The organism is Microbacterium sp. Root1433D1, from assembly GCF_001426835.1.
GTDB lineage: Bacteria > Actinomycetota > Actinomycetes > Actinomycetales > Microbacteriaceae > Microbacterium > Microbacterium maritypicum.
This window is the reverse complement of sequence record NZ_LMFN01000001.1, coordinates 827,745-849,719: the sequence shown is the minus strand read 5'-3', so window position 1 is coordinate 849,719 and position 21,975 is coordinate 827,745. Positions and strand designations below refer to the sequence as shown.

Sequence of the window (21,975 nt, the reverse complement as noted above, 5' to 3'; positions counted from 1 at the left end):
TGCGCGCCTTAAGCTGGAACCGTGCACGGTGAATACAAGGTCCCAGGTGGAAAGCTCGTCGTCGTCGACCTCGAGATCGAGGACGATCGGATCGCCCGCTTCCGCCTCGCCGGCGACTTCTTCCTCGAGCCCGACTCGGCGCTGGACGACATCAACGCCGCCGTGAACGGACTGCCGGTCGAGTCGGACGCGACGGTGATCGCGAACGCCGTCCGCGGCGCTCTTCCCGACGGCGCCCAGCTGCTCGGCTTCAGCCCGGAGGCCGTGGGCACCGCGGTACGCCGTGCGCTCGTGACCGCTCCGGGCTGGCGTGACTTCGACTGGGAGATCGTGCACGATGAGGCCGTCTCGCCGCGCATGAACCTCGCCCTCGACGAGGTTCTCACCTCGCGGGTGGGCGAGGGCCGCCGTCGACCCACCCTGCGCATCTGGGAGTGGAACGAGTCGGCCGTCGTGATCGGGTCCTTCCAGTCGTACCGCAACGAGGTCGACCCGGAGGGCGCGGCGACCCACGGGTTCGACGTCGTCCGCCGCATCTCCGGCGGAGGGGCGATGCTGATGGCGGCCGGACAGATCATCACGTACTCGCTGTACGTGCCCGCATCGCTCGTCGCCGGCATGACCTTCGCCGACTCCTACGCGTTCCTCGACGACTGGGTGCTGCAGGCGCTGCGCTCGCTCGGTATCGACGCGGTGTACCAGCCGCTCAACGACATCGCGAGTCCGACCGGCAAGATCGGCGGTGCTGCCCAGAAGCGCCTCGCCAACGGGGGAGTGCTGCACCACGCGACCCTGTCGTACGACATCGACGGACAGGTGATGACCGAGGTCCTCCGCATCGGTCGCGAGAAGCTCAGCGACAAGGGCACGACCTCCGCCGCGAAGCGCGTCGATCCGCTGCGCAGTCAGACCGGGCTCGAGCGCGCCGAGATCATCGAGCGTTTCAAGGACACGTTCCGCTCGCTGACCGACGCCGAGACCGGATCGATCTCGGCCGACGAGTACGCCGATGCCGAAGCCCTCGTCGAGTCGAAGTTCGCCACCGAGGCGTGGCTGCATCGGGTGCCGTGACGGCGCCGGATCCCGACCTCTCCGCCGCAGCGGACCCGCCGGACGCCGCGCCGGCGATCGAGCCGGTCGTGCCTGATCCCGTCGTGCCCGATCCCGTCGTGCGCGGTGCGGTCACGATCGTCGAGGGCGACAACCTCGCCGTGGCCGCGACCCTGCCCTCCGGATCGTTCACCCTCGTGTACCTCGACCCGCCCTTCAACACCGGTCGCACGCAGGAGCGGCAGGTGGTCACCGCGCGGCGGACGTCCACAGCTCCTCGAGAGTCCGTACCGGACGTCGACCCGGCCCCGGAATCCGGCGACCGCGCGGGGGCGGCCGGCTCGGATCCGAGGAGTTCTGCAGAGGGGACGCCCGAGACCGAGGTGCGGCACGGATTCCACGGCCACGCGTACGAGCGGGTGCGCGGGATGCTGCGCGCCTATGACGACCGCTTCGACGACTACGGCGCCTTCCTCATGCCTCGGCTCGAGGAGGCGTGGCGGCTGCTCGCCGACGACGGCACCCTCTATCTGCACCTCGACTATCGGGAGGCGCACTACGCGAAGGTCATGCTCGACGCGGTGTTCGGGCGGGACTGCTTCCTCAACGAGCTGATCTGGGCATACGACTATGGCGCCAAGTCGCGCAGTCGCTGGCCCACCAAGCACGACACGATCCTGGTCTACGTCAAGAATCCGCGCGAGTACGTCTTCAACTCCGACGAGGTCGACCGCGAGCCCTACATGGCGCCGGGACTGGTCACCCCTGAGAAGGCCGCGCGCGGCAAGCTGCCCACTGACGTCTGGTGGCACACGATCGTGCCGACGACGGGGCGGGAGAAGACCGGCTATCCCACGCAGAAGCCGGAGGGGATCCTCCGCCGCATCGTGACGGCATCGAGTCGTCCCGGAGACCGTGTGCTCGACCTGTTCGCCGGGAGCGGCACGACGGGAGCGGTGGCCTCGGCGCTGGGCCGGGACGCCGTGCTCGTGGACGACAACCCCGAGGCGGTGCGGATCATGAGGGCGCGGATGCCGCACGCCGAGGCGACGACGCTCGACTGACGCGGGTCGTCAGGACGGACGCAGCAGCACGAGGAACTGCTCGATCTCGGCGGCCATGTCGAGGGACGGATCGAGCATCCACGCGGCCTGGAGCCCATCGGCCAGGGCGTGCAGAGTGCGCACCACCCAGGCGGGGTCGAGGTCGTCGCGCATCCGGCCGGCCTTCTGATCCTCGGCGACCTGGGCGCGGGTGAGGGCCTCGACCCGCTCGGTGCGCTCGCGGAAGTAGGCGTGAGCGGGGTGCGAGGGGTCTCCCGCCTCGGCGGCCAGCTGCGCGTAGAGCTGCACGAGTCCGGGGACGGAGGTGTTGTGGCGCATGACCGCGAGGAAGGCGCTGGAGGCGTCTTCGCCCGCGTACTCCTGCTCGTCGCGGTCGTCTCTGGCGCGGAGAATCGCGACGAAGAGCTCTTCCTTGCTGCCGAAGTAGTGCAACAGCCCCGCGGGGCTGAGGCCGGCGGCATCCGCGATCTCCCGCACAGAGGCCTTGCGGTATCCGTGCTCGGCGACGACGGCGAGAGCGGCTTCGAGGATCTCCTCGCGCTTGGCGACGCCCTTCGCATACGCCCCTCGTGTCGCCATGGCTCCAGGGTAACCGGCGCGACGAGATCACAAAAACCAAACAACGTTCGTGAATGGCTTGCGAGGATGACCTGCGATCTGCCAGCATGTCGGATTAATACCGAACGACGTTTGGTATTAACCTGATTCCGCTCGATGAGGAGCCGACATGTCCGTGTCCCCGCTCGACCCCGCCGCCGAACTCGCCCCCACCGGCACGATCCGCTCGGCTCCGCCTCAAGCGGGGGAACCGGCGGCGAGTCCGCCCGCGAATCGGCGCCTGCTGCCCAGCCTGTTGATCGCCTCGCTCACCCTTTTCGCCACGTACGGCGGGCTCATCGCGATCCTCCTGCCGAGCCAGGTGCTGATGATCGACGAGGCGAACAAGGTCGCGAACCTCGCCGTCGTCACCACGATCTCCTTCGTGTTCACGCTGTTCGCCCAGCCGATCGTCGGGGCGCTGAGCGACCGTACACGCTCGCGTTTCGGCCGCCGCGTGCCGTGGATGGTGCTCGGTGCGATCATCGGCGGCATCTTCCTGTTCGGCATGGGGTCGCTCACCGACATCCTCTGGATCACGGTGTTCTGGGTGATCATCCAGGTCGCGCTGAACTTCTTCCAGGCACCTCTCACCGCCATCACCGCCGATAGGTTCCCCCGCGCGAAACGCGGTGGGGCGAGCGCGATGATCGGACTCGGCACACAGGTCGGCATGACGGTCGGCATCATGCTCGCCGGCGCGTTCGCCGCGCAGATCGGCATCGGCTATGCGGTGTTCGGCGGCGCCGTGATCGTGGCGGCGCTGCTGTTCGCGCTCGTGAACCGCGACTGGTCGTCGAAGCAGGCCGCGGTCGACGCGTTCCGCTGGCGTGCGTTCTTCGCCGGCTTCTGGATCGATCCGCGCCGTCACCCCGACTTCGCCTGGGCGTTCGCCGCGCGGTTCCTGCTCATCCTCGGCTACTTCGTCGTCAGCGCCTACCAGCTGTACATGCTCACGGACTACATCGGCCTCCCGCTCGCGGACGCCCAGGGCGCGGTCGTCACCCTCACCCTCGTCGCCTTCGTCCCGACCCTGATCGCGATCGCCCTCTCCGGCTGGTGGAGCGACAGGGTCGGTCGTCGCAAGGTGTTCATCTACGCCGCATCCGTCGTCATGGTCGCGGGATTCGCCATGCCGCTGCTGCAGCCGAACATGACCGGCATGATCCTGATGAGCGTCATCAACGGCATCGGTTTCGGCCTGTACATGTCGGTGGATGCCGCGCTCATGACCGAGGTGCTGCCGGACGAAGGCGCCTCGGCGGGCAAGGACCTCGGGATCCTCAACGTCGCGACCAACGTGCCGCAGGCGCTGAGCCCCGCGATCGGTGGTGTCATCATCACGTCCCTCGGCGGCTACGCGATGCTCTTCGTCTTCGCGATCGTGTTCGTGATCCTCGCCGCGGTCGCGACCGCGCCGATCAGGGGAGTGCGCTGATGACCAGGAACGACCGGGAGAATGCTGTCATGACCAATACCGACTTCGAGACGACCGCCGACTATGTCGAGGTGAGCACGAGCGCAGGACGGGTGCGCGGTCGCTGGCGTGCGACCACGGGAGGGCGCGGCAATCCGCGCTCGGCCGGCTTCCTCGGCATCCCGTTCGCCGAGGCGCCGATCGGAGAGCTGCGCTTCCAGGCGCCTGTGCCCAAGGCGCCGTGGCAGGGGGTGCGCGACGCGCTCGAGTTCGCCGCCACCGCGCAGCGCGGGGACCCCGGTGTGACGCTCATCCCCGAGCCGAGCATCGAGGGCGACTCCACGCTCAACGTGAACGTCTTCACCCCGGACCCGACCCATGCCGAGCAGGGGACCGGTCTCCCGGTGCTGGTGTGGATCCACGGCGGCGGGTACTTCGCGGGCTCACCGGCGAGTTCCTGGTACGACGGACGCAACTTCAACCGCGACGGTGTCGTGACGGTGTCGCTGTCGTACCGCCTGGGCTTCGACGGCTTCGGCTGGATCGAAGACGCACCGTCCAATCGCGGCGTGCGCGACTGGCTGCTCGCCCTCGAATGGGTGCAGCAGAACATCGCGGACTTCGGCGGGGATCCGTCGCGGGTGACGATCGCCGGACAGTCCGCCGGCGGAGGCGCTGTGCTGACCCTGCTCGGGATGGAGAAGGCGCAGCACCTGTTCCAGGGCGTGTACGCGATCTCCGGTGCGCTCGCCGACGTGGCCCCCGCCCGCGCCGAGGCATTCGGGCGTGGACTCGCCGCAGCGGCGGGCGTCGAGCCGACCGTCGCGGGCTTCTCGTCCCTGAGCGAGGAGCGCATCCTCGAGCTGCAGAAGAAGGCGACCGCGCTCGGACCGGCTTCGCTCGGCAGCGTCGTTGAAGACGGCCTGCCGCTCGGGCCCGCCGTCGACGGCGACCTGCTGGCACGACCCACACGGGAGTCCCTCGCCGCGGGGGTCGGGGCCGACAAGCCGCTCGTGCTCGGTGCGACCGACGACGAGTTCACGATGGTGTTCGCAGGTTCCGAGAAGAAGCTGCGCTGGGTGCCGAGGTCGCTCCTGCTGAACAGGCTCGGGCTGCCGAAGAGCGTGCGACGGGAGTACCTCGCCGCCAACTCCGACATCACCGGGCTCGGCAACGCCAGGGTGGCCGGTCGGCTGTTGACGGACCGGATGTTCCGCTCGGCGCTGCTGAAGATCGTCGCCGACCGTGGCGATGCCCCCACCTGGCTGTACCGGTTCTCCTGGCCGTCGGGCCACTTCGGCTTCGCCGAGCACTGCCTCGATGTGCCGTTCTTCTTCGACTGCCTCGACGGTCCGGCCATGGAGCCGCTCGCCGGACCGCATCCGCCCCAGGAGCTGGCCGACGAGGTGCACGGCGCCGCTGTCGCCTTCATCACCGGAGGCGATCCCGGGTGGCCGCGCCATCAGGGGGCGAAGGGCGTCGCCCGGGTCTACGACGTGCCGACGCGCGACGTCGCCGACGCTTACGCCTCGGTGCGGCCGCTGCTGAGAACGTCGCCGTGACCACGGCCGTGGCGGTCGGGGACACCACCCGGCCGGTGGCGGTACTGCTGTGGTGGGCGTTCCTGCCGTGGCTGCGGCGCGATCAGGAGCGTCGGATCCGGTTCCTGCGGAAGGTGGATGCCGCGGGCTGAGGTCCCGGCACGATATCGAGAACGCCGGGAGCTCTCAGGGGCTCCCGGCGTTCTTCGCATCCGGCGTCAGCCCACGCGATGGGCGCGGTAGTGCACCGCGTGGGCCTGGCGCTGCGCGACCGCGATGAAGAGGCTGCGCTGGAGATCCGCGAGTGCAGGTGCAGCGGTCTCCACCTGCACTGTCGTGCGGAAGCAGTAGGAGCGGGGATCGACGTCCTCGCCACGGCCCAGCCTTTCGAGCACCTCGGGCGATCCCGTGCGCAGGCCTTTCGCATGCAGCAGCAGGAGCGCGCCCGATGCGGTGCGCGCCGAGTAGCGGCCGTCGATCTCGATCGTGCCGTCGGGGCGGACGAGCTGCCAGTCGGCGCCGCCGGGAAGGATCTCGGCCTCGACGGTGCCGGTGATGCGGCCGCCGAGGATCGGGACCACGCGGCGGTGCCCGGCACTGGTGGCGCCGTGGTCCTCCAGCACCCCGAGGTCGACGGAGACGTCGAAGGCGGCCTCGAGCGTCGGGGCGGGCAGCAGGTCATGCAGGGTGTTCACGGGGTGTCCTGACGGTTCGACGAAGTGGTGGCATCCGGCCCGGTGAGCGCGGCGCAGAGGCGTTCGAGTGCGGGGAGTGCGGCGTCGAGCGCAGCGCGATCCGCGTCGTCGAGTTCGCGGCCCACCCGTGCGACGAGGGCGGAGTTCACGGCATCGAAGCGGTCGAACAGGTCCAGCGCCCGGTCGGAGGCGCGCACCACGACTCGACGTCCGTCGGAAGGATCGGGGCCACGCTCGATCAGACCATCCGCTTCCATCGAGCTGAGCAGGTTGCTCACCGTCGGTCGGCTCAGGCGCAGCTGCGCGGCGATCTCCGCCGGACCTCGGCTCGCACCCGTCGGAAGGGTGCGGAGGACATCGATCTGCGCTTCCGAGAGCTCGGGGAGACCGGCTTCCGCGCGCGTCGCGGCCAGCAGTGCGCGACGCAGCGGAGAGATGACGGCGGCGAGTCTGGCGGCGTCCAGCCCGGTCATCGGCGCGCCTGCGTCGGAGTCGACGAGCCAGCAGAGGGCGGGGTGAGCGACGGCCGGTCGTTGAGCAGCTCGGGCAGGAATCCGGCCGCGACCTTGTAGTCGGTCGCGATCTGTCGACGCTCGGCGAGGGAGATCACCTGCTCGATGTCGTCGAAGCCCTGGGGTGCGCGCTCGCGGGCGAGCTGCATCACCCGCTCGGGCCCGGTGGCCCTGGTGCCGGCTAGCAGCGCGGTCATCGCGGGGCGACGAGCGTCTTCATAGCGGGCGAGCGCCTCCTCGATGCCGGCGGCGGAGTCGTCGGAGGCGGCAAGGTGGAACGCCAGCGTGCGAGCGTCGAGGATCGCCTGTGAGCCGCCGTTCGACCCGTTCGGGTACATCGCGTGCGCGGCGTCGCCGAGCAGGGTGGTGCGCCCGTGGGTCCACTGCGGGAGGGGATCGCGGTCGACCATCGGATACTCGAGGATCTCTTCGGCACGCGCGATCGCAGCGGGGATGTCGAGCCAGTCGAAGCTCCACTCGCGGAACAGCTCGGCGATCGGCGCCGGGTCGACGGCGCGGTTCCAGTCCGCATCGCCGGTGCCGCCGACGCGGCGCTCGGCGATGAAGTTCACGAGCATGTCGCCCGCGGCATCCTTCTCGCTCAGGGGGTAGGCGACGAACTTCTGCTCGCCGTCGCCGGCCATGATCATGGTGCGGCCGTCGAGGAACGCGGGAATGCGGGTGATGCCGCGCCACAGCGTGAGACCGCTCCAGGGCGGTGCGCCCTCGTCGGGGTAGCTCAGGGCTCGCAGTGCGGAGTGGATGCCATCGGCGCCGATGATCACGTCTGCGGTCTCTTCGACCTCGCCGTCGTCGGTCGCGAAGCGCGCGGTCTCGGTGCCGTCGGCGTTCGATGCCGCGGCGATCAGGCGGTGGCCGAGGCGGATCGGCTCGGCCAGACGGGCCTCGGCGAGGTCGCGCAGGGCGAGCTGGAGACGGCCCCGGTGCACGGAGAGCTGCGGCCAGTGGTAGCCGGCGGCGAGTCCGCGCGGCTCGCTCCAGATCTCCTCGCCGCGGCGGGTGAAGTAGCTGAGTGTCGTGGGAGTGACGCCCTCGGCGGCGATCGAGTCGGCGACACCGAGTTCGGTGAGCTCGCGCATCGCGTGGGGGAGGAGGTTGATGCCGACGCCGAGCCCGCGGATGGTGCTGCTGCGTTCGAACACGGTCACGTCGCGCAACCCCGCCTCGTGCAGGCTGATCGCGGTGGCGAGTCCGCCGATGCCTGCGCCGACGATGATGATCCTCATCGATCTCTCCTGCTCTCCGCTCGCCGTGAGCGGTGAACATAGTTTTGTCACAAAACTATGTGGAGCGCAAGAGGTCAGCGTGTTCAGGCGGCGGCGGTGCGTCTGGCGGAGTCGATGATGAGGTCGACCCCGCTCAGGAAGAGGTCCCGGTCCTGCAGCTCCGAGAGCAGCAGGGAGTGCTGCGCGATGAGCGGGAACCTGCGCGGGTCGGCGAGCAGCGGAGTGTCGAGCCAGGAATCGCCATCGTCATCGCTCGTGTTCTCGGCCCGTGCCCGAGCGATGCCGGCGGCGAGCGAGAGCACGTGCGCGGCCAGCAGGGCGTAGTGCCGCACCAGTTCCTCGCCGTCGAGTCCGCAGCGCTGGAACGCGTCGAGCATCAGCTCGATGGCGGCGAGTTCGCCGGGCCCGTGTGTCGTGAGCGTCATCGCCTCTGCGCCGATCGCCGGGTGCCGGGTGAACAGGTCGAGTGTCGCAAGCGACAGTTCGCGCAGGCGCTCGTCCCACCGCTCCAGCGGCGTCTGCACTGATGCCGCTGCGCGGCCGTTGAGCTCATCCAGGAGCGCACCCATCAGGGCGTCTTTGCTCTGGAAGTGGCGGTAGATCGCGGTGGGGTCGGCACCGAGCCTGGAGCCGAGGTCGCGTACCGAGATCGTCGTGACGCCAGGTGCGCCGGAGAGTTCGAGGCCGGCCTCGACGATGAGGTCTCGATCCAGTCGGGCGCGCTTGGGCGGCTGGTCCTTCTTCGTGACCGCGCTCATCGCCGCCTCCTTCCGTCTCGTCCATCATCGCAGTCCGATCGGATTCCGAGCGTGACGCGACGTCTTCAATCTAGGTCGAGTCCCGAGTGTGGTCAACACTGTTGACACCGGTGTTGTCGGGAGCTAGCGTGATCGCAGTTCCCCCTTCGATGCTGCAGAGAGGCAGAACGATGTCATCCGAGTTCGTCTTCCATGGCGGTGCGGTCTTCACCGGCACCGGCACCCCGCTGACCGGTCACGCCGTGATCGTCCGCGGCAGGCGGATCGCCGCCGTCCTCCCCGACGCAGATGCTTCGGCGCGTGCGGCGGGGGATGCGACCTGGGTCGACCTCGCGGGCGCGCTGCTCAGCCCTGGTTTCCAGGATGCGCACATCCACCCCGTTGGCGGCGGCATCGAACTGCTGCAGTGCAACCTCACCGAGGCCGAGAACGCCGAGCAGACGGCATCCCTCATCCGCGCCTACGCCGAGGCGAACCCCGACGAGGAGTGGATCCTCGGCGGTGGGTGGGGGATGGATCACTTCCCCGGTGGCAACCCGCCCCGCGGCCTGCTCGACGAGGCGGCGGGCGGTCGGCCTGTGCTGCTGCAGAGCCGCGACCACCACAGCACCTGGGCGAGCACCGCGGCGATCGAGCGGGCCGGGCTCACGGCCGAGACGCCCGACCCGGAAGACGGCCGGATCGTGCGGGAGGCCGACGGCTTCCCGGCAGGGACCTTCCACGAGGGAGCGGGCGAGCTGTTCGCCACCGTGCGCCCCGCCACCTCCGACGACCTCGCGTATCAGGGACTCCTGCGTGCACAGGATGAGCTCATCGCCCTCGGCGTCACGGGATGGCAGGACGCGATGGTCGCAGCGAACTCCGGCGGCATCGCCGACCCGCTCCCCGCCTACGAGCGCGCCGCAGCCGAAGGGCGCCTGCTGGTGCACGTCGTCGGTGCGCAGTGGTGGGCGCGCGACGGGGGGATCGACCAGGTCGCGCGGATGGCGGACCGCCGTGCCCGCGCCGCCGCCGAGTACCCCGATCGTCGAATCGATCTCGGGACCACCAAGATCATGGTCGACGGCGTGGCCGAGAATCAGACCGCCGCGATGCTCACGCCGTACCGTGACGAGACGGGGCACGACACCTGCAACCACGGCCTCAGCTTCATCGAGCCGGAGAAGCTGCGCGAATACGTGACGGCGCTCGACGAAGCCGGTCAGCAGGTGCACATGCATGCGCTCGGAGACCGCGCCGTGCGTGAGGCGCTCGACGCCCTGCAGATCGCTCGCGACGCCAACGGCGACACCGATGGCCGGCACCACCTCGCGCACCTGCAGATCGTCGCAGCGGATGACGTCGCGCGCTTCGCGCCGCTCGACGCCGTCGCCAACATCCAGGCGCTGTGGGCCACGCACGAGGATCAGCTCGACGAGCTCACGCTGCCGTTCCTGCAGGATGGACAGGTCGACCGGCAGTATCCGTTCGGCGACTTCGTGCGCGAGAACGTGCGCCTGGCAGCGGGCAGCGACTGGCCGGTCTCCACGGCCGATCCCCTCGCCGCCATCCACGTCGCGGTGAACCGCACCTACCCGGGTTCCGCGCAACCGCCCCTCGGTGGTGAGCAGCAGCGACTCGACCTCGAAACCGCATTCGCCGCGTACACCTCAGGCACCGCATACGTGAACCGGCGCGACGACGACACCGGCAGCATCCAGGAGGGCTACCTCGCCAACCTCGTCGTGATCGAGCCGAACCCGTTCGGCATCCCGTCCGCCGAGCTCCACACGGCACGGGTCGCGTCGACATGGATCGAAGGGCGCCTCGTGTACGACGCCTCCGCATCCGACCCTGCTGTACCCGACACCCACCGCAAGGAGTCCTGATGAACCGCACGCTCCTCTCCCGCCCCCTCGTCCGTGGCAGCGCGGCAGCTCTCGCCGGCCTGCTCGCCATCACCGCGCTCGCCGGCTGCGGCCCCGCCGGCTCGACCGACGCCGGGTCCGACGAACCGATCGACTGGAAGCTGACCGAGACCACGGCCGCACCCAGCGGCGACATCGACTCGTTCACCTTCGCGAGCTACGCCGAGCCGTACTCTCTCGACTACGCGTACGCCTTCGATTACGCCGACAACTCCGTGCTCGCGAACGTCTGCGAATCGCTGCTGCGGTTGAACCCCGACTACTCGCTCAGCCCGGGACTTGCCGAGTCGTTCGAGCACCCGACGCCCGACACCTGGGTCTACACGATCCGCGAGGGCGTCACTTTCCACGACGGAACGCCGCTCACTGCCGCCGATGTGGTCGCGTCGATGAGCCGACACCTGGATCCCGCCGTGGGTTCGTTCTGGTTCTCGGTCTATCAGAACGTGAAGTCCATCGAGCAGACCGGCGACCGTCAGGTGACGGTCACGATGACCGGGCCCGACTCGCAGTTCAACCTCGGCATGGGCGGGTCGGCCGGCGTCATCGAGTCGGCGGCGACGCTCGCCGAGAAGGGCGCCGACTACGGCAACTCGACCGGTGGCGTGAACTGCACCGGCCCGTTCCAGCTGACCTCGTGGGACTCGGGGGAGTCGATCACGATGACCCGCTACGACGACTACTGGGATGCCGATCTCAAGGCCCGCTCGGGCGAGGTGAAGCTCGTCTTCATGACCGACCCGACCGCGCGGATCAACGCCCTGAAGTCGGGCAGCGTCGACGGGTCGTGGATGGTGCCGATGGAGGCCGTGCCCACCCTGCAGTCCTCGGGCAAGGGTGACGTGCTGTTCGGCATGAACACGGCGGTCGGCAACGTCGTCGTGAGCAACCTCGAGGGCCCGCTCGGCGACGTCCGCGTGCGCAAGGCGCTGCTGCTCGCGATGGACCGCGACGGGATCCTCCAGGCCGCGTATCGCGGGGTGGGCGCGACGACCGATGTGATGACCACCGAGTCGGTCTGGCAGGACGCCTCGGATGCGGCTCGCACGGCGGCGTTCGACGACATCGCCTCCTACGACCAGAACGTGGAGGAGGCGAAGAAGCTCATCGCCGAGGCCGGTGCCGAGGGCGCGGAGCTCACCTACGTCACCGCGCCCATCAGCAACGACTTCGCCGTCATCTCGCAGGCGACCGTCGCCGCGGCGCAGTCGATCGGTCTGAAGGTGAAGGTCGAGACCGTCACCCCGAACGCCTACACCGCGCTCTTCTCCGACCCGAGCGCCCGCGAAGGCGTCGACCTGTTCTACACGAGCTGGTACCTCTCCAGCCCGGATGCGCTCGAGATGTACTCGGTGCTGCGCACCGGCGACTTCAGCAACTACGGCGGCTGGTCGAACCCCGAGTTCGACGCGATCCTGCAGGAGGCCGTCACGATCGACGACCCGGCGGCGCGCGGCGAGCTGACCGCGAAGGCGCAGCAGATCGCCAACGAGGAGCTGCCGTGGCTGCCGCTGTACCAGGCGCCGATCTCGCTCTTCATGGGCGAGCGCATCACGGGCGTGCAGCCATCGATCGCTTTCATGTACTACCCCTGGGCCGCCACGATCGGCGCCCGCTGAGCGGCTGCGGCGGCCGCCCCGTAGCGGCCGCCGCACCCGTCACCCCCGGCATCGCCGGAACCTCGACCCCAGAGGAGACCACCCGATGACAGCCGCACGTCGCGTCGCCGGAAAGCTCGGCGGCCTGCTGCTGACGCTGTTCCTGGCGTCGCTGCTCGTCTTCTTCTCGCGCTTCCTGGTGCCGGGAGATCCCGTGAGCTTCCTGCTCCGCGGGCGCAAGCCCAGCCCGGAGGCGGTGGCGCAGGTCACCGCCCAGTACGGGCTCGACCTCCCACCGTGGGAGCAGTACTTCCGGTGGGTCCTCGGCCTGCTGCACGGCGACCTCGGCCGTTCGCTGCAGTATCGGCAGGACGTCACGGAGGTGATCGGCGACCGGCTTCCCGTGACGCTGATGCTCGTGACGATGTCGGGGGCGATCGTGCTCGTGGCCGGCGTCGTGCTCGGTGCCGTCGCCGCGCTGAACCGAGGGAAGGCCCTCGACCGGTTCGTGCTGATCGGACTCACGGTGCTCGGCGCGATCCCGTCGTTCGTCGGAGCGATCGTCCTCATCGCGCTGTTCTCGGTGCAGCTGGGCTGGTTCCCCTCATTCGGGGCCGGCGAGGGCTTCTTCGACATGGTCTATCACCTGACGTTGCCCTCGATTGCGCTCGCGCTGGTGTTCATCGTCCTGGTCGGCAAGGTGACCCGCTCGGCCATGGTCGATCAACTGGGCCGCGAGCATGTCGAGGTGTCGACGAGCCGCGGCGTACGACGCCCGGTGGTCGTGCGCCGGCATGTGCTGCGCAACGCCCTGGGTCCGATCCTGACCGTGAGCGGCGTGCTCGTGGCAGGGCTCATCGTGGCGAGCTCGATCGTCGAGGCCGCGTTCGGGCTGTCAGGCATCGGCTCGCTTCTCGTGCAGTCCGTCGACCGGCTCGACTTCCCGGTCGTGCAGGCCATCGTCCTCCTCGTCGTGATCGCGTTCGTCGTGATGAACGCCATCGTCGACATCCTCGAACCCTGGATCGACCCGCGATCCGCTGCCGGAGCTGGTGCCCGATGACCTCCTCGACCCCCACTCTCGCGATGCGGGTGCTGCGTGCGCCCCGCCGGAAGCGTCCGCGATTCCTGTACCTCGCCAGCGTCGTCGTGCTCGGGGCTGTCGTGCTGGCCGCGGTCTTCGCGCCCTTAATCGCACCCTACGACCCTGATGCGGTGGACTTCACCGCCTTCCTTGCTCCGCCCTCGGCCGCGCACTGGCTCGGCACCGACTCGCTCGGGCGCGACCTGCTCAGCCGGTTGATCTACGGCGGGCGCACGGCGCTCATCGGCCCGCTCCTCGTGGTCGTCTTCTCCACGGTCATCGGCATCCTCTTGGGGCTCTGGGCCGGATGGCGGGGTGGGTGGATCGACGCCGCACTCAGCCGGGTCTTCGACGTGCTGTTCGCATTCCCCTCGCTGCTGATCGCGATCATGGCGGTCGCCCTGTTCGGCAAGGGGCTGGTCGCACCGATCATCGCGATGAGCATCGCCTACGCCCCCTTCGTCGCTCGGCTCACCCGCTCGCTGGTCGCCGCGGAGCGCACCCGTCCGTATGTCTCGGCCTATCGGGTGCAGGGCTTCGGAGGATCGTGGATCGCCCTGCGCCGCGTGCTGCCGAATGTCACGCCGATCGTCGGAGCCCAGTCCACTCTGAACTTCGGCTACGTGCTCGCCGAGCTCGCGGGGCTGTCGTTCCTCGGCCTCGGCGTGCAGGCGCCGACCGCCGACTGGGGCGCGATGATCAACGAGGCGCAGTCGGGGGTGGCGGCAGGGCAGTTCCTGCCGGCGATCGCACCCGCCGTCGCCGTCGTGATCGTCGTCGTGTGCGTGAACATCATCGGTGAGGAACTCTCCGATCGGATCGGCGGAGGGATCCCCGCATGAGCACTCTTCTCGACATCCAGGACCTCACGCTCGACCTCCCGAACGGCACCCGTCTCCTGCACGGCATCTCGCTGCAGGTCGCGCCGGGCGAGACCGTCGGGCTGGTCGGCGAGTCCGGCTCCGGCAAATCGCTCACGGCGCGTTCGGTGCTCGGGCTGCTGCCCGACCGGGCGATCACGGGCGGCACCGTTGAGGTGAACGGGCGGTCCCCGCTCGCGGGTGCGGCCGGTCGGCAGGAGATCCGTCGACACGAGGCGGCGATGGTGTTCCAGGATCCGCGGGCCGGCATCAACCCCATGCGCACGATCGGCGACCACGTCTCGGAGGCGCTGCGACTGTGCGAGGGGTGGTCGAAGGATGCCGCGCACGCACGGGCCGTCGAGCTGCTCACGGCCGTGCGTCTGCCGGCGCCCGCCGACCATCTGTCGCAGCATCCGTACGAGCTGTCAGGCGGCATGCTGCAGCGCGTCATGATCGCCGGAGCGTTGAGCGCGTCGCCGAGCCTGCTGGTGTGCGACGAGCCGACCACCGCGCTCGACGTCACGACCCAGGCCGAGATCGTGCAGGTGCTGCGGGACCTGTGCGCGCAGAGCGGGATGGGGATGCTGTTCATCACGCACGACCTGAACCTCGCCGGCTCCCTGTGTGATCGCCTCGTGGTGATGAAAGACGGCGCGATCGTCGAGGAGGGCACGGCGCGAGAGGTGCTCACGGCGCCTGCCGCCGAATACACGCGTCGTCTAGTCGCCGCGACTCCGCGCATCTCGGGGTCGATCACGCCGCCGACCGCGGCATCCGGTTCCGAACCGCAGCTCGTGGTGGCCGGAGTCGGCAAGACGTATCGGCGCCGAGGGAAGGATCCGGTCGCGGCCGTCGCCGATGCCGATCTCGTGATCGCCCGTGGCGGATCGCTGGCCGTGGTGGGCGAGTCGGGGTCGGGCAAGTCGACGCTCGCGCGGATGATCGTCGGGCTCGAGGAGCCTGACGCCGGGGAGATCCGCATCGGCGGACGCTCGATGTCGGGCATCCCGCGGTCGCGTGCGGAGCGTCTCGAGCGCGCGAAGAGCGTGCAGATGGTGTTCCAGGATCCGTATCTGTCGCTGGACCCGCGGATCCCTGCGGGGAGGGCGATCGAAGACGTGCTGAAGCTGCACACCGGGCGGACCGGGGCCGATGCCGCTGCCAGGGCGCTCGAGCTGATCACAGCAGTCGGGTTGGGGGAGGAGCATCTCGCCGCCCGACCCCGCACGCTGTCGGGCGGTCAGCGTCAGCGCGTCGCGATCGCCCGCGCACTCGCCGTGGAGCCGGAGCTGCTCGTGATGGACGAGGCGACCAGTGCGCTCGACGTCTCGGTGCAGGCGCAGGTGCTCGACCTCGTCGCCGGGATCCGTCGGGAGCAGGGTCTCACTCTGCTGTTCATCAGCCACGACCTCGCGGTCGTGCGCAAGGTGTGCGCCGAGACGATCGTGATGCGTCGAGGCGAGATCGTCGAGGCCGGTCCGACCGAGCAGCTGCTGAGCGACCCGCAGCACGAGTACACGCGACTGCTGATCGACTCGGTGCCGGTTCCGATCACCTGAGGGGCTGTTCGAATCGCGCGAACGGCCCCGTCTCCTCTCGGGATGGGGCCATTCGCGCGATTCGAGCGCGGGGCGGCGGCGTCAGGCCACGTAGATCTTGCGGAGCGTCTCGGTGACGGTCCAAGTCGTGCGCATGCCCTCGGCGAGGCGCACCACCGAGCCGGGGCCGACCTCGAGGTCGGGGAGGCCGGATGAGGCGAACGCGATCGTGGCGCGGCCGGACAGCACGACGAACACCTCGTCGGCCTCGGTGTCGGTCGCGGTGCCCGGGGTCATCTCCCAGATGCCGACCTCGATCCCGCCGAGCGTCGCCAGCTCGTGCACGGCGGTCGTCGGCGAACCAGCGAGCACCTCTTCGGCAGGGAGCGGCTCGTGATCGAGTGCCAGGGCGCCGGCATCCACTCCCGCCCCTGCGGCGAGACCGTTCACGAGTCGAAGCCCATTCCGACGGCGTCGAGCGTCTTGAGGAACAGGTTGCGCTTGCCTTCGTTGTGGTCGGCCTGGTTCATCGCGGCCCGCACCAGGTTGACGCCGATCGACGCCGCGGGCTCCGGCGGGAAGGGGATGGGCTTCTCGCGCACCATCCGCAGCTCGGTGCGCTCGGTCGAATCCCCCGACAGCTTGTCGAGCATGACGTCGGCCGCGAAGCGCGCGGCGCCGACGCCGAGACCGGTGAATCCGGTCGCGTAGGCGACGCGGCCCTTGCGAGCGGTGCCGAAGAAGGCGCAGAAGCGGCTCGACGAGTCGATCGCCCCGGCCCAGCGGTGGGTGAAGCGCAAACCCTCCAGCTGCGGGAAGGTGGTGAAGAAGTGCGAGGCGAGCCGGCGGTGGCTCTCGATGCGGTCCTCGTACTCCGGCCGCACCTTGCCGCCGAAGTGGTAGACCGCGTCGTAGCCGCCGAACAGGATGCGGTTGTCGCCCGTGAGCCGGTAGTAGTGGAACTGGTTCGCGCTGTCGGCGAGGCCCTGGCGGTTCGACCAGCCGATCGATGCCAGCTGTTCGGTGGTGAGCGGCTCGGTCATCAGCACGTAGTCGTACACGGGCACGGTCATCAGGCGGTTGCGCTTGAGGAGCGAGGGGAAGACGTTCGTGCCGAGGGCCACAGCATCGGCGACCACCCTGCCGTTCGGGGTCACCAGCGTGATCGGTCCCGATCCGTCGCCCTCGATCCCGCGCACCAGGCTGTGCTCGTAGATCTCCACCCCCAGGTCGGCGGCCACGCGGGCCAGCTCCACGCCGAGCTTGGCGGGGTGCACCATCGCGCAGCCGTCGCGGTCCCAGTCTCCGGCCAGGAAGGTGTCGGAGTGCACCTCGGCCTGCACGGCTTCTCGGTCGAGGAAGCCCGGCTCATCGCGGAACCACTCGACCTGGTGCGGCTCGACGGCGACGGCCAGCTGCCCCGTGCGCTCGAACTCCGCATCCATGCCGTACCGCTGGATCGTCTCGCCGATGCCGTCGAGGTTCGCGTGGCCCAGCTCTTCGAGTCGGTCGATCTCCTCCGGCCAGCGATTCACACCGTTCTCGTGGCCGTGGGTGAGGCTCGACTCGCAGAAGCCGCCGTTGCGTCCGGACGCGGCCCAGGCGATGCGCGAGGCCTCGAGCAGCACGACACGGCGCTCGGGGTCGCGCTCCTTCGCGCGCACCGCCGTCCACAGGCCGGCGTACCCGCCGCCGACGATCGCGAGGTCGGCGCGGACCGTGCCGTTGAGGCGGGGGTGCGTCGGCCGATCTACGTCGTCGAGCCAGAACACCCGCAGGTCGGTGTCGCGGAGCGAGGCGTCGATGACGGACGGCGACGGCGGCTGGCGTTCGAAGACGGTGGTGCCCATTGTTCTCTCCGTTGTGTGCGGGGCGCGCCTCAGCGCGTGCCCCAGTTGTAGAGGTCTTTGTAGAGGCCTGCGTAGAGCATGCTCTCGGTGTGGGTGATGCCCGGGATGGTGCGGATGCGGGTCGCGATGAGATCGATCAGGTGCTCGTCGTTCTCGCACACGGCCTCGACGAGGATGTCGAAGGTGCCGAGCGTGACGACCACATACGCCAGCTCGGGGATCGTGGTGAGCTCCTCGGCGATCTCGCGCGGGTCGCCCGAGACGCGGATGCCGATCATCGACATGCGGTGGAAGCCGAGCTGCATGGGGTCGGTGACGGCGACGATCTGGATGATGCCGGCCTCGGTCATCCGCTGCACGCGCTGGCGAGCCGCCGCTTCGCTCAGACCGACCTCGCGCGCGATCTCGGCGTAGGGGCGGCGGCCGTCTTCCTGCAGCAGTTCGACGATGCGCTTCGAGATGTCATCAAGGGCAGGCTGGGACGGCTTCGTGCTCATGTGTCGATATTGTCAGCCGGTTCTGCATTCTGCAACCGATTCAGTTGTTTCGTCTGATCAGATCTTCAGATTCCGTATGGATGTCGATACGATGACCCCATGTCCAGTCACCTCCTGAAGAACTCCGCGCCGCTGCAGAACTTCATCGGCGGCCGCTACGTGCCCGCGAGCGGCGCCGACCGCATGCCGCTCGTCGATCCTGTCACCGAAGAGACCTACGGGGAGCTCCCGGTATCGGACGGCAGCGACGTGGATGCCGCCTACGCCGCCGCATCCGCCGCCTTCCCGATCTGGCGCGACACCACGCCCGGCGAACGGCAGCTGGCGCTGTTCCGCATCGCCGACGAGATGGAGGCGCGAGCGGAGGAGTTCGCCGACCTCGAGTCGCAGGACACCGGCAAGCCGCGTGCCAGCCTCGTCGCGGACGAGATCATGCAGTCCGTCGATCAGCTGCGCTTCTTCGCGGGTGCGGCGCGAAGCCTCGAGGGCAGGGCTGCGGGGGAGTACCTCGCCGGTCACACCTCCTTCGTGCGGCGCGAACCCGTCGGCGTGATCGGCCAGGTCACGCCGTGGAACTACCCGCTGAACATGGCGGTGTGGAAGATCGCTCCCGCGCTCGCCGCCGGCAACACGGTCGTGCTGAAGCCCGCGGAGTCGACGCCGCTCACCACCCTGCTGCTCGCCGAGATCGTCGCGCTGCACACGCCGGCCGGCACTCTCAACGTCGTGCTCGGAGACAGGGACACGGGTGTCGCGCTCGTGGAGCACCCCACGCCGCAGATGGTCGCGATCACCGGCTCGGTACGTGCGGGAATGGCGGTCGCGCGTTCGGCGGCCGACGACGTCAAGCGCGTGCACCTCGAGCTCGGCGGCAAGGCTCCGGCGATCGTGTTCGCCGATGCGTCGATCGACAAGGCCGTCGAGGGCATCATCACCGGCGCGTTCTTCAACGGCGGACAGGACTGCACTGCTGCCACCCGGGTGCTGGTGCACGCCTCGCGGCACGATGAGCTGATCGCCGCGCTGGTCGCCAGGGCGAAGACCCACGCCCGCACCGGCGGCCCGCGCGAGGAGGGGGTGCTGTACGGCCCGCTGAGCAGTGCGGCACAGCTCGCGCAGGTGCAGGGCTTCATCGACCGTCTGCCCGCGCACGCGACGATCGAGACCGGCGGACGCCGCCAGGGCGACCGCGGCTACTTCTGGGAGCCTACGATCGTGTCGGGCGTGCGACAGGACGACGAGGTCGTGCAGGGAGAGATCTTCGGACCGGTGCTCACGGTGCAGGCGTTCTCCGAGGACGCCGAGGCCCTGGAGATGGCCAACGACGTGCCCTACGCGCTCGCCGCGTCGGTGTGGACGACCGATCATGCCAGGGCGATGCGCTTCTCGCGTGATCTCGATTTCGGCTGCGTGTGGATCAACACCCACATCCCGTTCGTGTCGGACATGCCGCACGGCGGATTCAAGCACTCCGGCTACGGCAAGGATCTGTCGCAGTACGGTTTCGACGACTACACCCGCATCAAGCACGTGATGAGCGCACTCGACTGAGGCGGCAGCCGGCGGCGTGCCCTCAGGCGGTCAGGACCTTCACACGGGGAGTGTCTTCACGCGGGGAGTATCTTCACGCGGCGGTGCTCGCGCAGGGTGAACTGAGGACGCTCCTCGATCTTGATCGCGCCGTCTTCGAGCCAGCCGTGGCGGGCGTAGAAGGCGTCGGCGCGCTCGTTGCCGTCGAGCACCCACAGGTAGGCGCGGTCGTGACCGGCCTCGGTGATCCGCTGCTCGGCGGCCACGAGCAGGGCATGACCCGCGCCGGTGGACCAGGCGGAAGGGTCGGCGTAGATGCCGTACACCTCTCCGTCGGCGAGGCCGTCGGGGTCGCGGCCCGAGCCGAGTGACGCCCAGCCGATGAGGCGGTTGTCGCGCACGGCGACGAGCGTTCCCAGGCTCGTCGGCAGCGGCCCGGCGAGTATGCGCCGCCAGCCCGCGGCTCTCTCATCGACGGAGAGGCCGTCGAGCACGGACTGGTCGATGAGTCCTCGATAGGCGGCCTGCCACGAACGCACGTGCACGCCGGCGATGTCTTCGGCGTCTTCGGCGCGTGCGTCGCGGATCACCAGTGCACTCATCCCGCCACCCTACGGTGATCGCAGAGGCGGCGTGGGGTCGTGCGGTGCCGGTCAGCTCACGTTCTTCTTGAGCCACGGAAGCGGGTCAACCGCCACCGTGTTGATGTGGACCTCGAAGTGCAGGCACGAACCGAACACGTACCCTGTCGAGCCGACGTCGCCGATGTACTGGCCCTCCTCGACGCAGTCTCCGACCTCGACCGCGCGACTGCCGTAGGTCATGTGCGAGTAGACGGTGCTCACGGCCTGCCCGTCGACGATGCTCTCGATCTGGATCGTGACGCCGTAACCCTGGTAGCTCTCGGTGGACCGCGAGACGCAGCCCTTCATCGCTGCGTTGATGGGGGTGCCGATGGGGGCGGCGAAGTCCTGGCCGAGGTGGGATCGGCCCGGCCGCGAGGCGCCGAAGCCATCGGTGAACGAGTAGGTCCCGTCGGCCATCGGCATCACGATGCGTCCGGCGAGGGGGATGTCCATCGCGCTGGAGAGAGGCATGCCGGCGGCGACGGCGGCGGCAGCGGCGCGGGAGCGGGTCTCCTTGATCTCCTCGGGCGTCGTCGCGGAGAAGTTCCCCCGGGGATCGATCTGGGCCCGGATTCCCGCCTTCGCCGTGTACGACTGCGCGGTTCCTTCGGCCGCGGTGGAGACGCTGGCGCTGGCGTTGGCGGCCTGGCCGCCGACGGGGTTGAGTGCGGGAAGAGCCGCGCCGGAGATCAGCACGCCGATCGCCAGTGTGGCACCAAGTGCCTTAGCCCTCGCCCACCGGCGCTTCTCTCGGCGCACCAGAGCTCGAGAAGTCGGCGCCGTCGGCGCAGCCAGGTGTCGCGGGCGCAGACGAGGATCCCAGGAGCGGGGAGCGCGGGGTGCCTGTGGGGTGGCCGGAGGGGCGTCGGAGGAAGGGGTGGGCGCTGCGGAGGAGGTGGGGGCTGCCTCGGGGGTGAGGGCCGCCTCGGGTGCGGGGGCTGCCTCGGGTGCGGGGGTGGGCAGTGCTGCCTCGGGTGTGGGTGCTGCCTCGGGTGTGGGTGCTGCCTCGGGTGTGGGGGCTACCTCGCGTGTGGGAGCCGTTTCGGTTGCGGTTGCCGGGGCTGCCTCCGCTCCCGGGGCGGGGTCAGCCGCGGAAGGGGTGTCGCGGGCGGAGGAGGCATCACCCGGAGTGGCTGCTTCGGGCGCAGAAGCAGCAGGAGCTGCATTCGCCCGGCGGGAACTCCGTGAATCTACGGTGGCGGAGCGCCTCAGGTCGCGCCGCAAGAGCGGTCGCGTCGAGTCAGGGACTTGTGCGGGGGCTTCCGAGGCGTCGTGATCGCGCTCGGGTGGCAGGGAGTTCGTGACGGGGTCCTTCCGGGAGGCAGGTGTGCGCGGCGGGCGATCCCCCCGGATGCCACCGTTACCGATCTGTAATCTAATTCGCGAAGTCGAGAGCGTCAAATCGAGAGCGCATGGATCGAGATCACACGTCGCGGAGGGGTGCTCGGGCTTCGATCGACCTCGGTGCCTGTGTGTTGCGGAGGACGATGCACCGATTCTGCGCCGGGAGCCCGACGTCCGGGCGAGCCGTGGGGCGCGATCTGCCGTACGTGGGGAAAGGCGGGAATCCGCCTCGCCTGTGGAGGAGTCGCGGACCTCTT

21 protein-coding genes are annotated in these 21,975 nt (G+C 69.4%); 11 read left to right on the top strand and 10 right to left on the bottom strand.

The features are described 5' to 3' along the window. Positions 1-21 precede the first annotated feature (21 nt). Both ASD13_RS04095 and ASD13_RS04090 read left to right on the top strand, forming a co-directional pair. On the top strand, positions 22-1,071 hold the full coding sequence (locus ASD13_RS04095) for a lipoate--protein ligase family protein (protein WP_055866034.1): 1,050 nt from the start codon (positions 22-24) through the stop codon (positions 1,069-1,071). Beyond that, positions 1,050-2,114: a DNA-methyltransferase gene (locus tag ASD13_RS04090; protein ID WP_442922312.1), complete on the top strand. Its 1,065-nt coding sequence runs from the start codon at positions 1,050-1,052 to the stop codon at positions 2,112-2,114. Before ASD13_RS04095 ends, ASD13_RS04090 begins: the two co-directional genes overlap by 22 nt. A 9-nt stretch (positions 2,115-2,123) precedes the next feature. Here the strand turns inward: ASD13_RS04090 and ASD13_RS04085 are convergent, their stop codons facing one another. Then, on the bottom strand, positions 2,124-2,693 hold the full coding sequence (locus ASD13_RS04085) for a TetR/AcrR family transcriptional regulator (RefSeq protein ID WP_055866032.1): 570 nt from the start codon (positions 2,691-2,693) through the stop codon (positions 2,124-2,126). Between the two features lie 148 nt (positions 2,694-2,841). On the opposite strand from ASD13_RS04085, the gene ASD13_RS04080 reads away from it, so the two are divergent. Genes ASD13_RS04080 through ASD13_RS17720 form a run of 3 tightly spaced genes read left to right on the top strand, consistent with a single transcriptional unit; the run spans position 2,842 to position 5,821 of the window. Then, complete coding sequence (locus ASD13_RS04080) at positions 2,842-4,149, top strand: MFS transporter (RefSeq protein WP_055866030.1); 1,308 nt, start codon at positions 2,842-2,844, stop codon at positions 4,147-4,149. 29 nt (positions 4,150-4,178) lie between these two features. Continuing rightward, on the top strand, positions 4,179-5,690 hold the full coding sequence (locus tag ASD13_RS04075; protein WP_055866885.1) for a carboxylesterase/lipase family protein: 1,512 nt from the start codon (positions 4,179-4,181) through the stop codon (positions 5,688-5,690). Beyond that, complete coding sequence (locus tag ASD13_RS17720) at positions 5,687-5,821, top strand: hypothetical protein (protein WP_268775990.1); 135 nt, start codon at positions 5,687-5,689, stop codon at positions 5,819-5,821. The genes ASD13_RS04075 and ASD13_RS17720 overlap by 4 nt, the downstream gene beginning before the upstream one ends. Before the next feature lie 66 nt (positions 5,822-5,887). Here ASD13_RS17720 and ASD13_RS04070 read toward each other — a convergent pair whose 3' ends face one another. The 4 genes from ASD13_RS04070 to ASD13_RS04055 form a co-directional block, all read right to left on the bottom strand. Continuing rightward, the gene (locus tag ASD13_RS04070) at positions 5,888-6,364 is read right to left on the bottom strand and encodes a DUF3237 domain-containing protein (protein ID WP_235562462.1); all 477 of its coding nucleotides are present in this window, start codon (positions 6,362-6,364) and stop codon (positions 5,888-5,890) included. Then, positions 6,361-6,837: a MarR family winged helix-turn-helix transcriptional regulator gene (locus tag ASD13_RS04065; protein ID WP_055866028.1), complete on the bottom strand. Its 477-nt coding sequence runs from the start codon at positions 6,835-6,837 to the stop codon at positions 6,361-6,363. Before ASD13_RS04065 ends, ASD13_RS04070 begins: the two co-directional genes overlap by 4 nt. Continuing rightward, positions 6,834-8,123, bottom strand: coding sequence for a flavin-dependent oxidoreductase (locus ASD13_RS04060; RefSeq protein ID WP_055866026.1), 1,290 nt, complete (start codon positions 8,121-8,123; stop codon positions 6,834-6,836). The genes ASD13_RS04065 and ASD13_RS04060 overlap by 4 nt, the downstream gene beginning before the upstream one ends. A gap of 83 nt (positions 8,124-8,206) precedes the next feature. Then, positions 8,207-8,881 (bottom strand): TetR/AcrR family transcriptional regulator, encoded by a 675-nt coding sequence (locus tag ASD13_RS04055; protein WP_055866024.1) that lies wholly within the window; start codon positions 8,879-8,881, stop codon positions 8,207-8,209. A gap of 170 nt (positions 8,882-9,051) precedes the next feature. Between ASD13_RS04055 and ASD13_RS04050 the strand changes: the two genes are divergently transcribed. From ASD13_RS04050 to ASD13_RS04030, 5 genes are all read left to right on the top strand, one after another. Beyond that, complete coding sequence (locus tag ASD13_RS04050; protein WP_055866022.1) at positions 9,052-10,749, top strand: amidohydrolase; 1,698 nt, start codon at positions 9,052-9,054, stop codon at positions 10,747-10,749. After that, positions 10,749-12,407 carry an ABC transporter substrate-binding protein gene (locus ASD13_RS04045; RefSeq protein WP_055866019.1) on the top strand — a complete coding sequence of 553 codons (1,659 nt, stop codon included), beginning with the start codon at positions 10,749-10,751 and terminating at the stop codon, positions 12,405-12,407. The genes ASD13_RS04050 and ASD13_RS04045 overlap by 1 nt, the downstream gene beginning before the upstream one ends. Before the next feature lie 85 nt (positions 12,408-12,492). Then, positions 12,493-13,449: an ABC transporter permease gene (locus ASD13_RS04040; RefSeq protein ID WP_055866018.1), complete on the top strand. Its 957-nt coding sequence runs from the start codon at positions 12,493-12,495 to the stop codon at positions 13,447-13,449. After that, a complete protein-coding gene (locus ASD13_RS04035; protein WP_055866016.1) occupies positions 13,446-14,312 on the top strand; it encodes an ABC transporter permease in 867 nt (288 codons plus the stop codon). The genes ASD13_RS04040 and ASD13_RS04035 overlap by 4 nt, the downstream gene beginning before the upstream one ends. Then, positions 14,309-15,892 (top strand): ABC transporter ATP-binding protein, encoded by a 1,584-nt coding sequence (locus ASD13_RS04030; protein WP_055866014.1) that lies wholly within the window; start codon positions 14,309-14,311, stop codon positions 15,890-15,892. The genes ASD13_RS04035 and ASD13_RS04030 overlap by 4 nt, the downstream gene beginning before the upstream one ends. An 81-nt stretch (positions 15,893-15,973) precedes the next feature. On the opposite strand, the gene ASD13_RS04025 is transcribed toward ASD13_RS04030, so the two are convergent. From ASD13_RS04025 to ASD13_RS04015, 3 genes are read right to left on the bottom strand one after another with little or no spacing between them, the layout of a single operon-like run. Next, positions 15,974-16,321, bottom strand: coding sequence for a cupin domain-containing protein (locus tag ASD13_RS04025; protein WP_055866012.1), 348 nt, complete (start codon positions 16,319-16,321; stop codon positions 15,974-15,976). Next, positions 16,318-17,721, bottom strand: a complete 1,404-nt coding sequence (locus ASD13_RS04020; protein WP_055866010.1) for an NAD(P)/FAD-dependent oxidoreductase — start codon at positions 17,719-17,721, stop codon at positions 16,318-16,320. Before ASD13_RS04020 ends, ASD13_RS04025 begins: the two co-directional genes overlap by 4 nt. Before the next feature lie 29 nt (positions 17,722-17,750). Next, positions 17,751-18,218 (bottom strand): Lrp/AsnC family transcriptional regulator, encoded by a 468-nt coding sequence (locus ASD13_RS04015; RefSeq protein ID WP_017829446.1) that lies wholly within the window; start codon positions 18,216-18,218, stop codon positions 17,751-17,753. 99 nt (positions 18,219-18,317) lie between these two features. Here ASD13_RS04015 and ASD13_RS04010 point away from each other — a divergent pair, with 99 nt between their 5' ends. After that, complete coding sequence (locus ASD13_RS04010) at positions 18,318-19,769, top strand: gamma-aminobutyraldehyde dehydrogenase (RefSeq protein WP_055866007.1); 1,452 nt, start codon at positions 18,318-18,320, stop codon at positions 19,767-19,769. Between the two features lie 56 nt (positions 19,770-19,825). Here ASD13_RS04010 and ASD13_RS04005 read toward each other — a convergent pair whose 3' ends face one another. Then, positions 19,826-20,350, bottom strand: a complete 525-nt coding sequence (locus ASD13_RS04005) for a GNAT family N-acetyltransferase (protein ID WP_055866005.1) — start codon at positions 20,348-20,350, stop codon at positions 19,826-19,828. A 51-nt stretch (positions 20,351-20,401) separates the two neighbouring features. Continuing rightward, positions 20,402-21,070, bottom strand: coding sequence for a M23 family metallopeptidase (locus ASD13_RS04000; protein ID WP_235562460.1), 669 nt, complete (start codon positions 21,068-21,070; stop codon positions 20,402-20,404). Between the last annotated feature and the right edge of the window lie 905 nt (positions 21,071-21,975).

What these genes read in the sequence shown, in the direction of transcription:
- ASD13_RS04005 (WP_055866005.1), bottom strand. Translation starts at nt 20,350, where the DNA reads ATGAGTGCACTGGTGATCCGCGACGCACGCGCCGAAGACGCCGAAGAC.
- ASD13_RS04030 (WP_055866014.1), top strand. Translation starts at nt 14,309, where the DNA reads ATGAGCACTCTTCTCGACATCCAGGACCTCACGCTCGACCTCCCGAAC.
- ASD13_RS04055 (WP_055866024.1), bottom strand. Translation starts at nt 8,881, where the DNA reads ATGAGCGCGGTCACGAAGAAGGACCAGCCGCCCAAGCGCGCCCGACTG.
- ASD13_RS04010 (WP_055866007.1), top strand. Translation starts at nt 18,318, where the DNA reads ATGTCCAGTCACCTCCTGAAGAACTCCGCGCCGCTGCAGAACTTCATC.
- ASD13_RS04040 (WP_055866018.1), top strand. Translation starts at nt 12,493, where the DNA reads ATGACAGCCGCACGTCGCGTCGCCGGAAAGCTCGGCGGCCTGCTGCTG.
- ASD13_RS04080 (WP_055866030.1), top strand. Translation starts at nt 2,842, where the DNA reads ATGTCCGTGTCCCCGCTCGACCCCGCCGCCGAACTCGCCCCCACCGGC.
- ASD13_RS04060 (WP_055866026.1), bottom strand. Translation starts at nt 8,123, where the DNA reads ATGAGGATCATCATCGTCGGCGCAGGCATCGGCGGACTCGCCACCGCG.
- ASD13_RS04050 (WP_055866022.1), top strand. Translation starts at nt 9,052, where the DNA reads ATGTCATCCGAGTTCGTCTTCCATGGCGGTGCGGTCTTCACCGGCACC.
- ASD13_RS04065 (WP_055866028.1), bottom strand. Translation starts at nt 6,837, where the DNA reads ATGACCGGGCTGGACGCCGCCAGACTCGCCGCCGTCATCTCTCCGCTG.
- ASD13_RS04035 (WP_055866016.1), top strand. Translation starts at nt 13,446, where the DNA reads ATGACCTCCTCGACCCCCACTCTCGCGATGCGGGTGCTGCGTGCGCCC.
- ASD13_RS04020 (WP_055866010.1), bottom strand. Translation starts at nt 17,721, where the DNA reads ATGGGCACCACCGTCTTCGAACGCCAGCCGCCGTCGCCGTCCGTCATC.
- ASD13_RS04045 (WP_055866019.1), top strand. Translation starts at nt 10,749, where the DNA reads ATGAACCGCACGCTCCTCTCCCGCCCCCTCGTCCGTGGCAGCGCGGCA.
- ASD13_RS04075 (WP_055866885.1), top strand. Translation starts at nt 4,179, where the DNA reads ATGACCAATACCGACTTCGAGACGACCGCCGACTATGTCGAGGTGAGC.
- ASD13_RS04085 (WP_055866032.1), bottom strand. Translation starts at nt 2,693, where the DNA reads ATGGCGACACGAGGGGCGTATGCGAAGGGCGTCGCCAAGCGCGAGGAG.
- ASD13_RS04015 (WP_017829446.1), bottom strand. Translation starts at nt 18,218, where the DNA reads ATGAGCACGAAGCCGTCCCAGCCTGCCCTTGATGACATCTCGAAGCGC.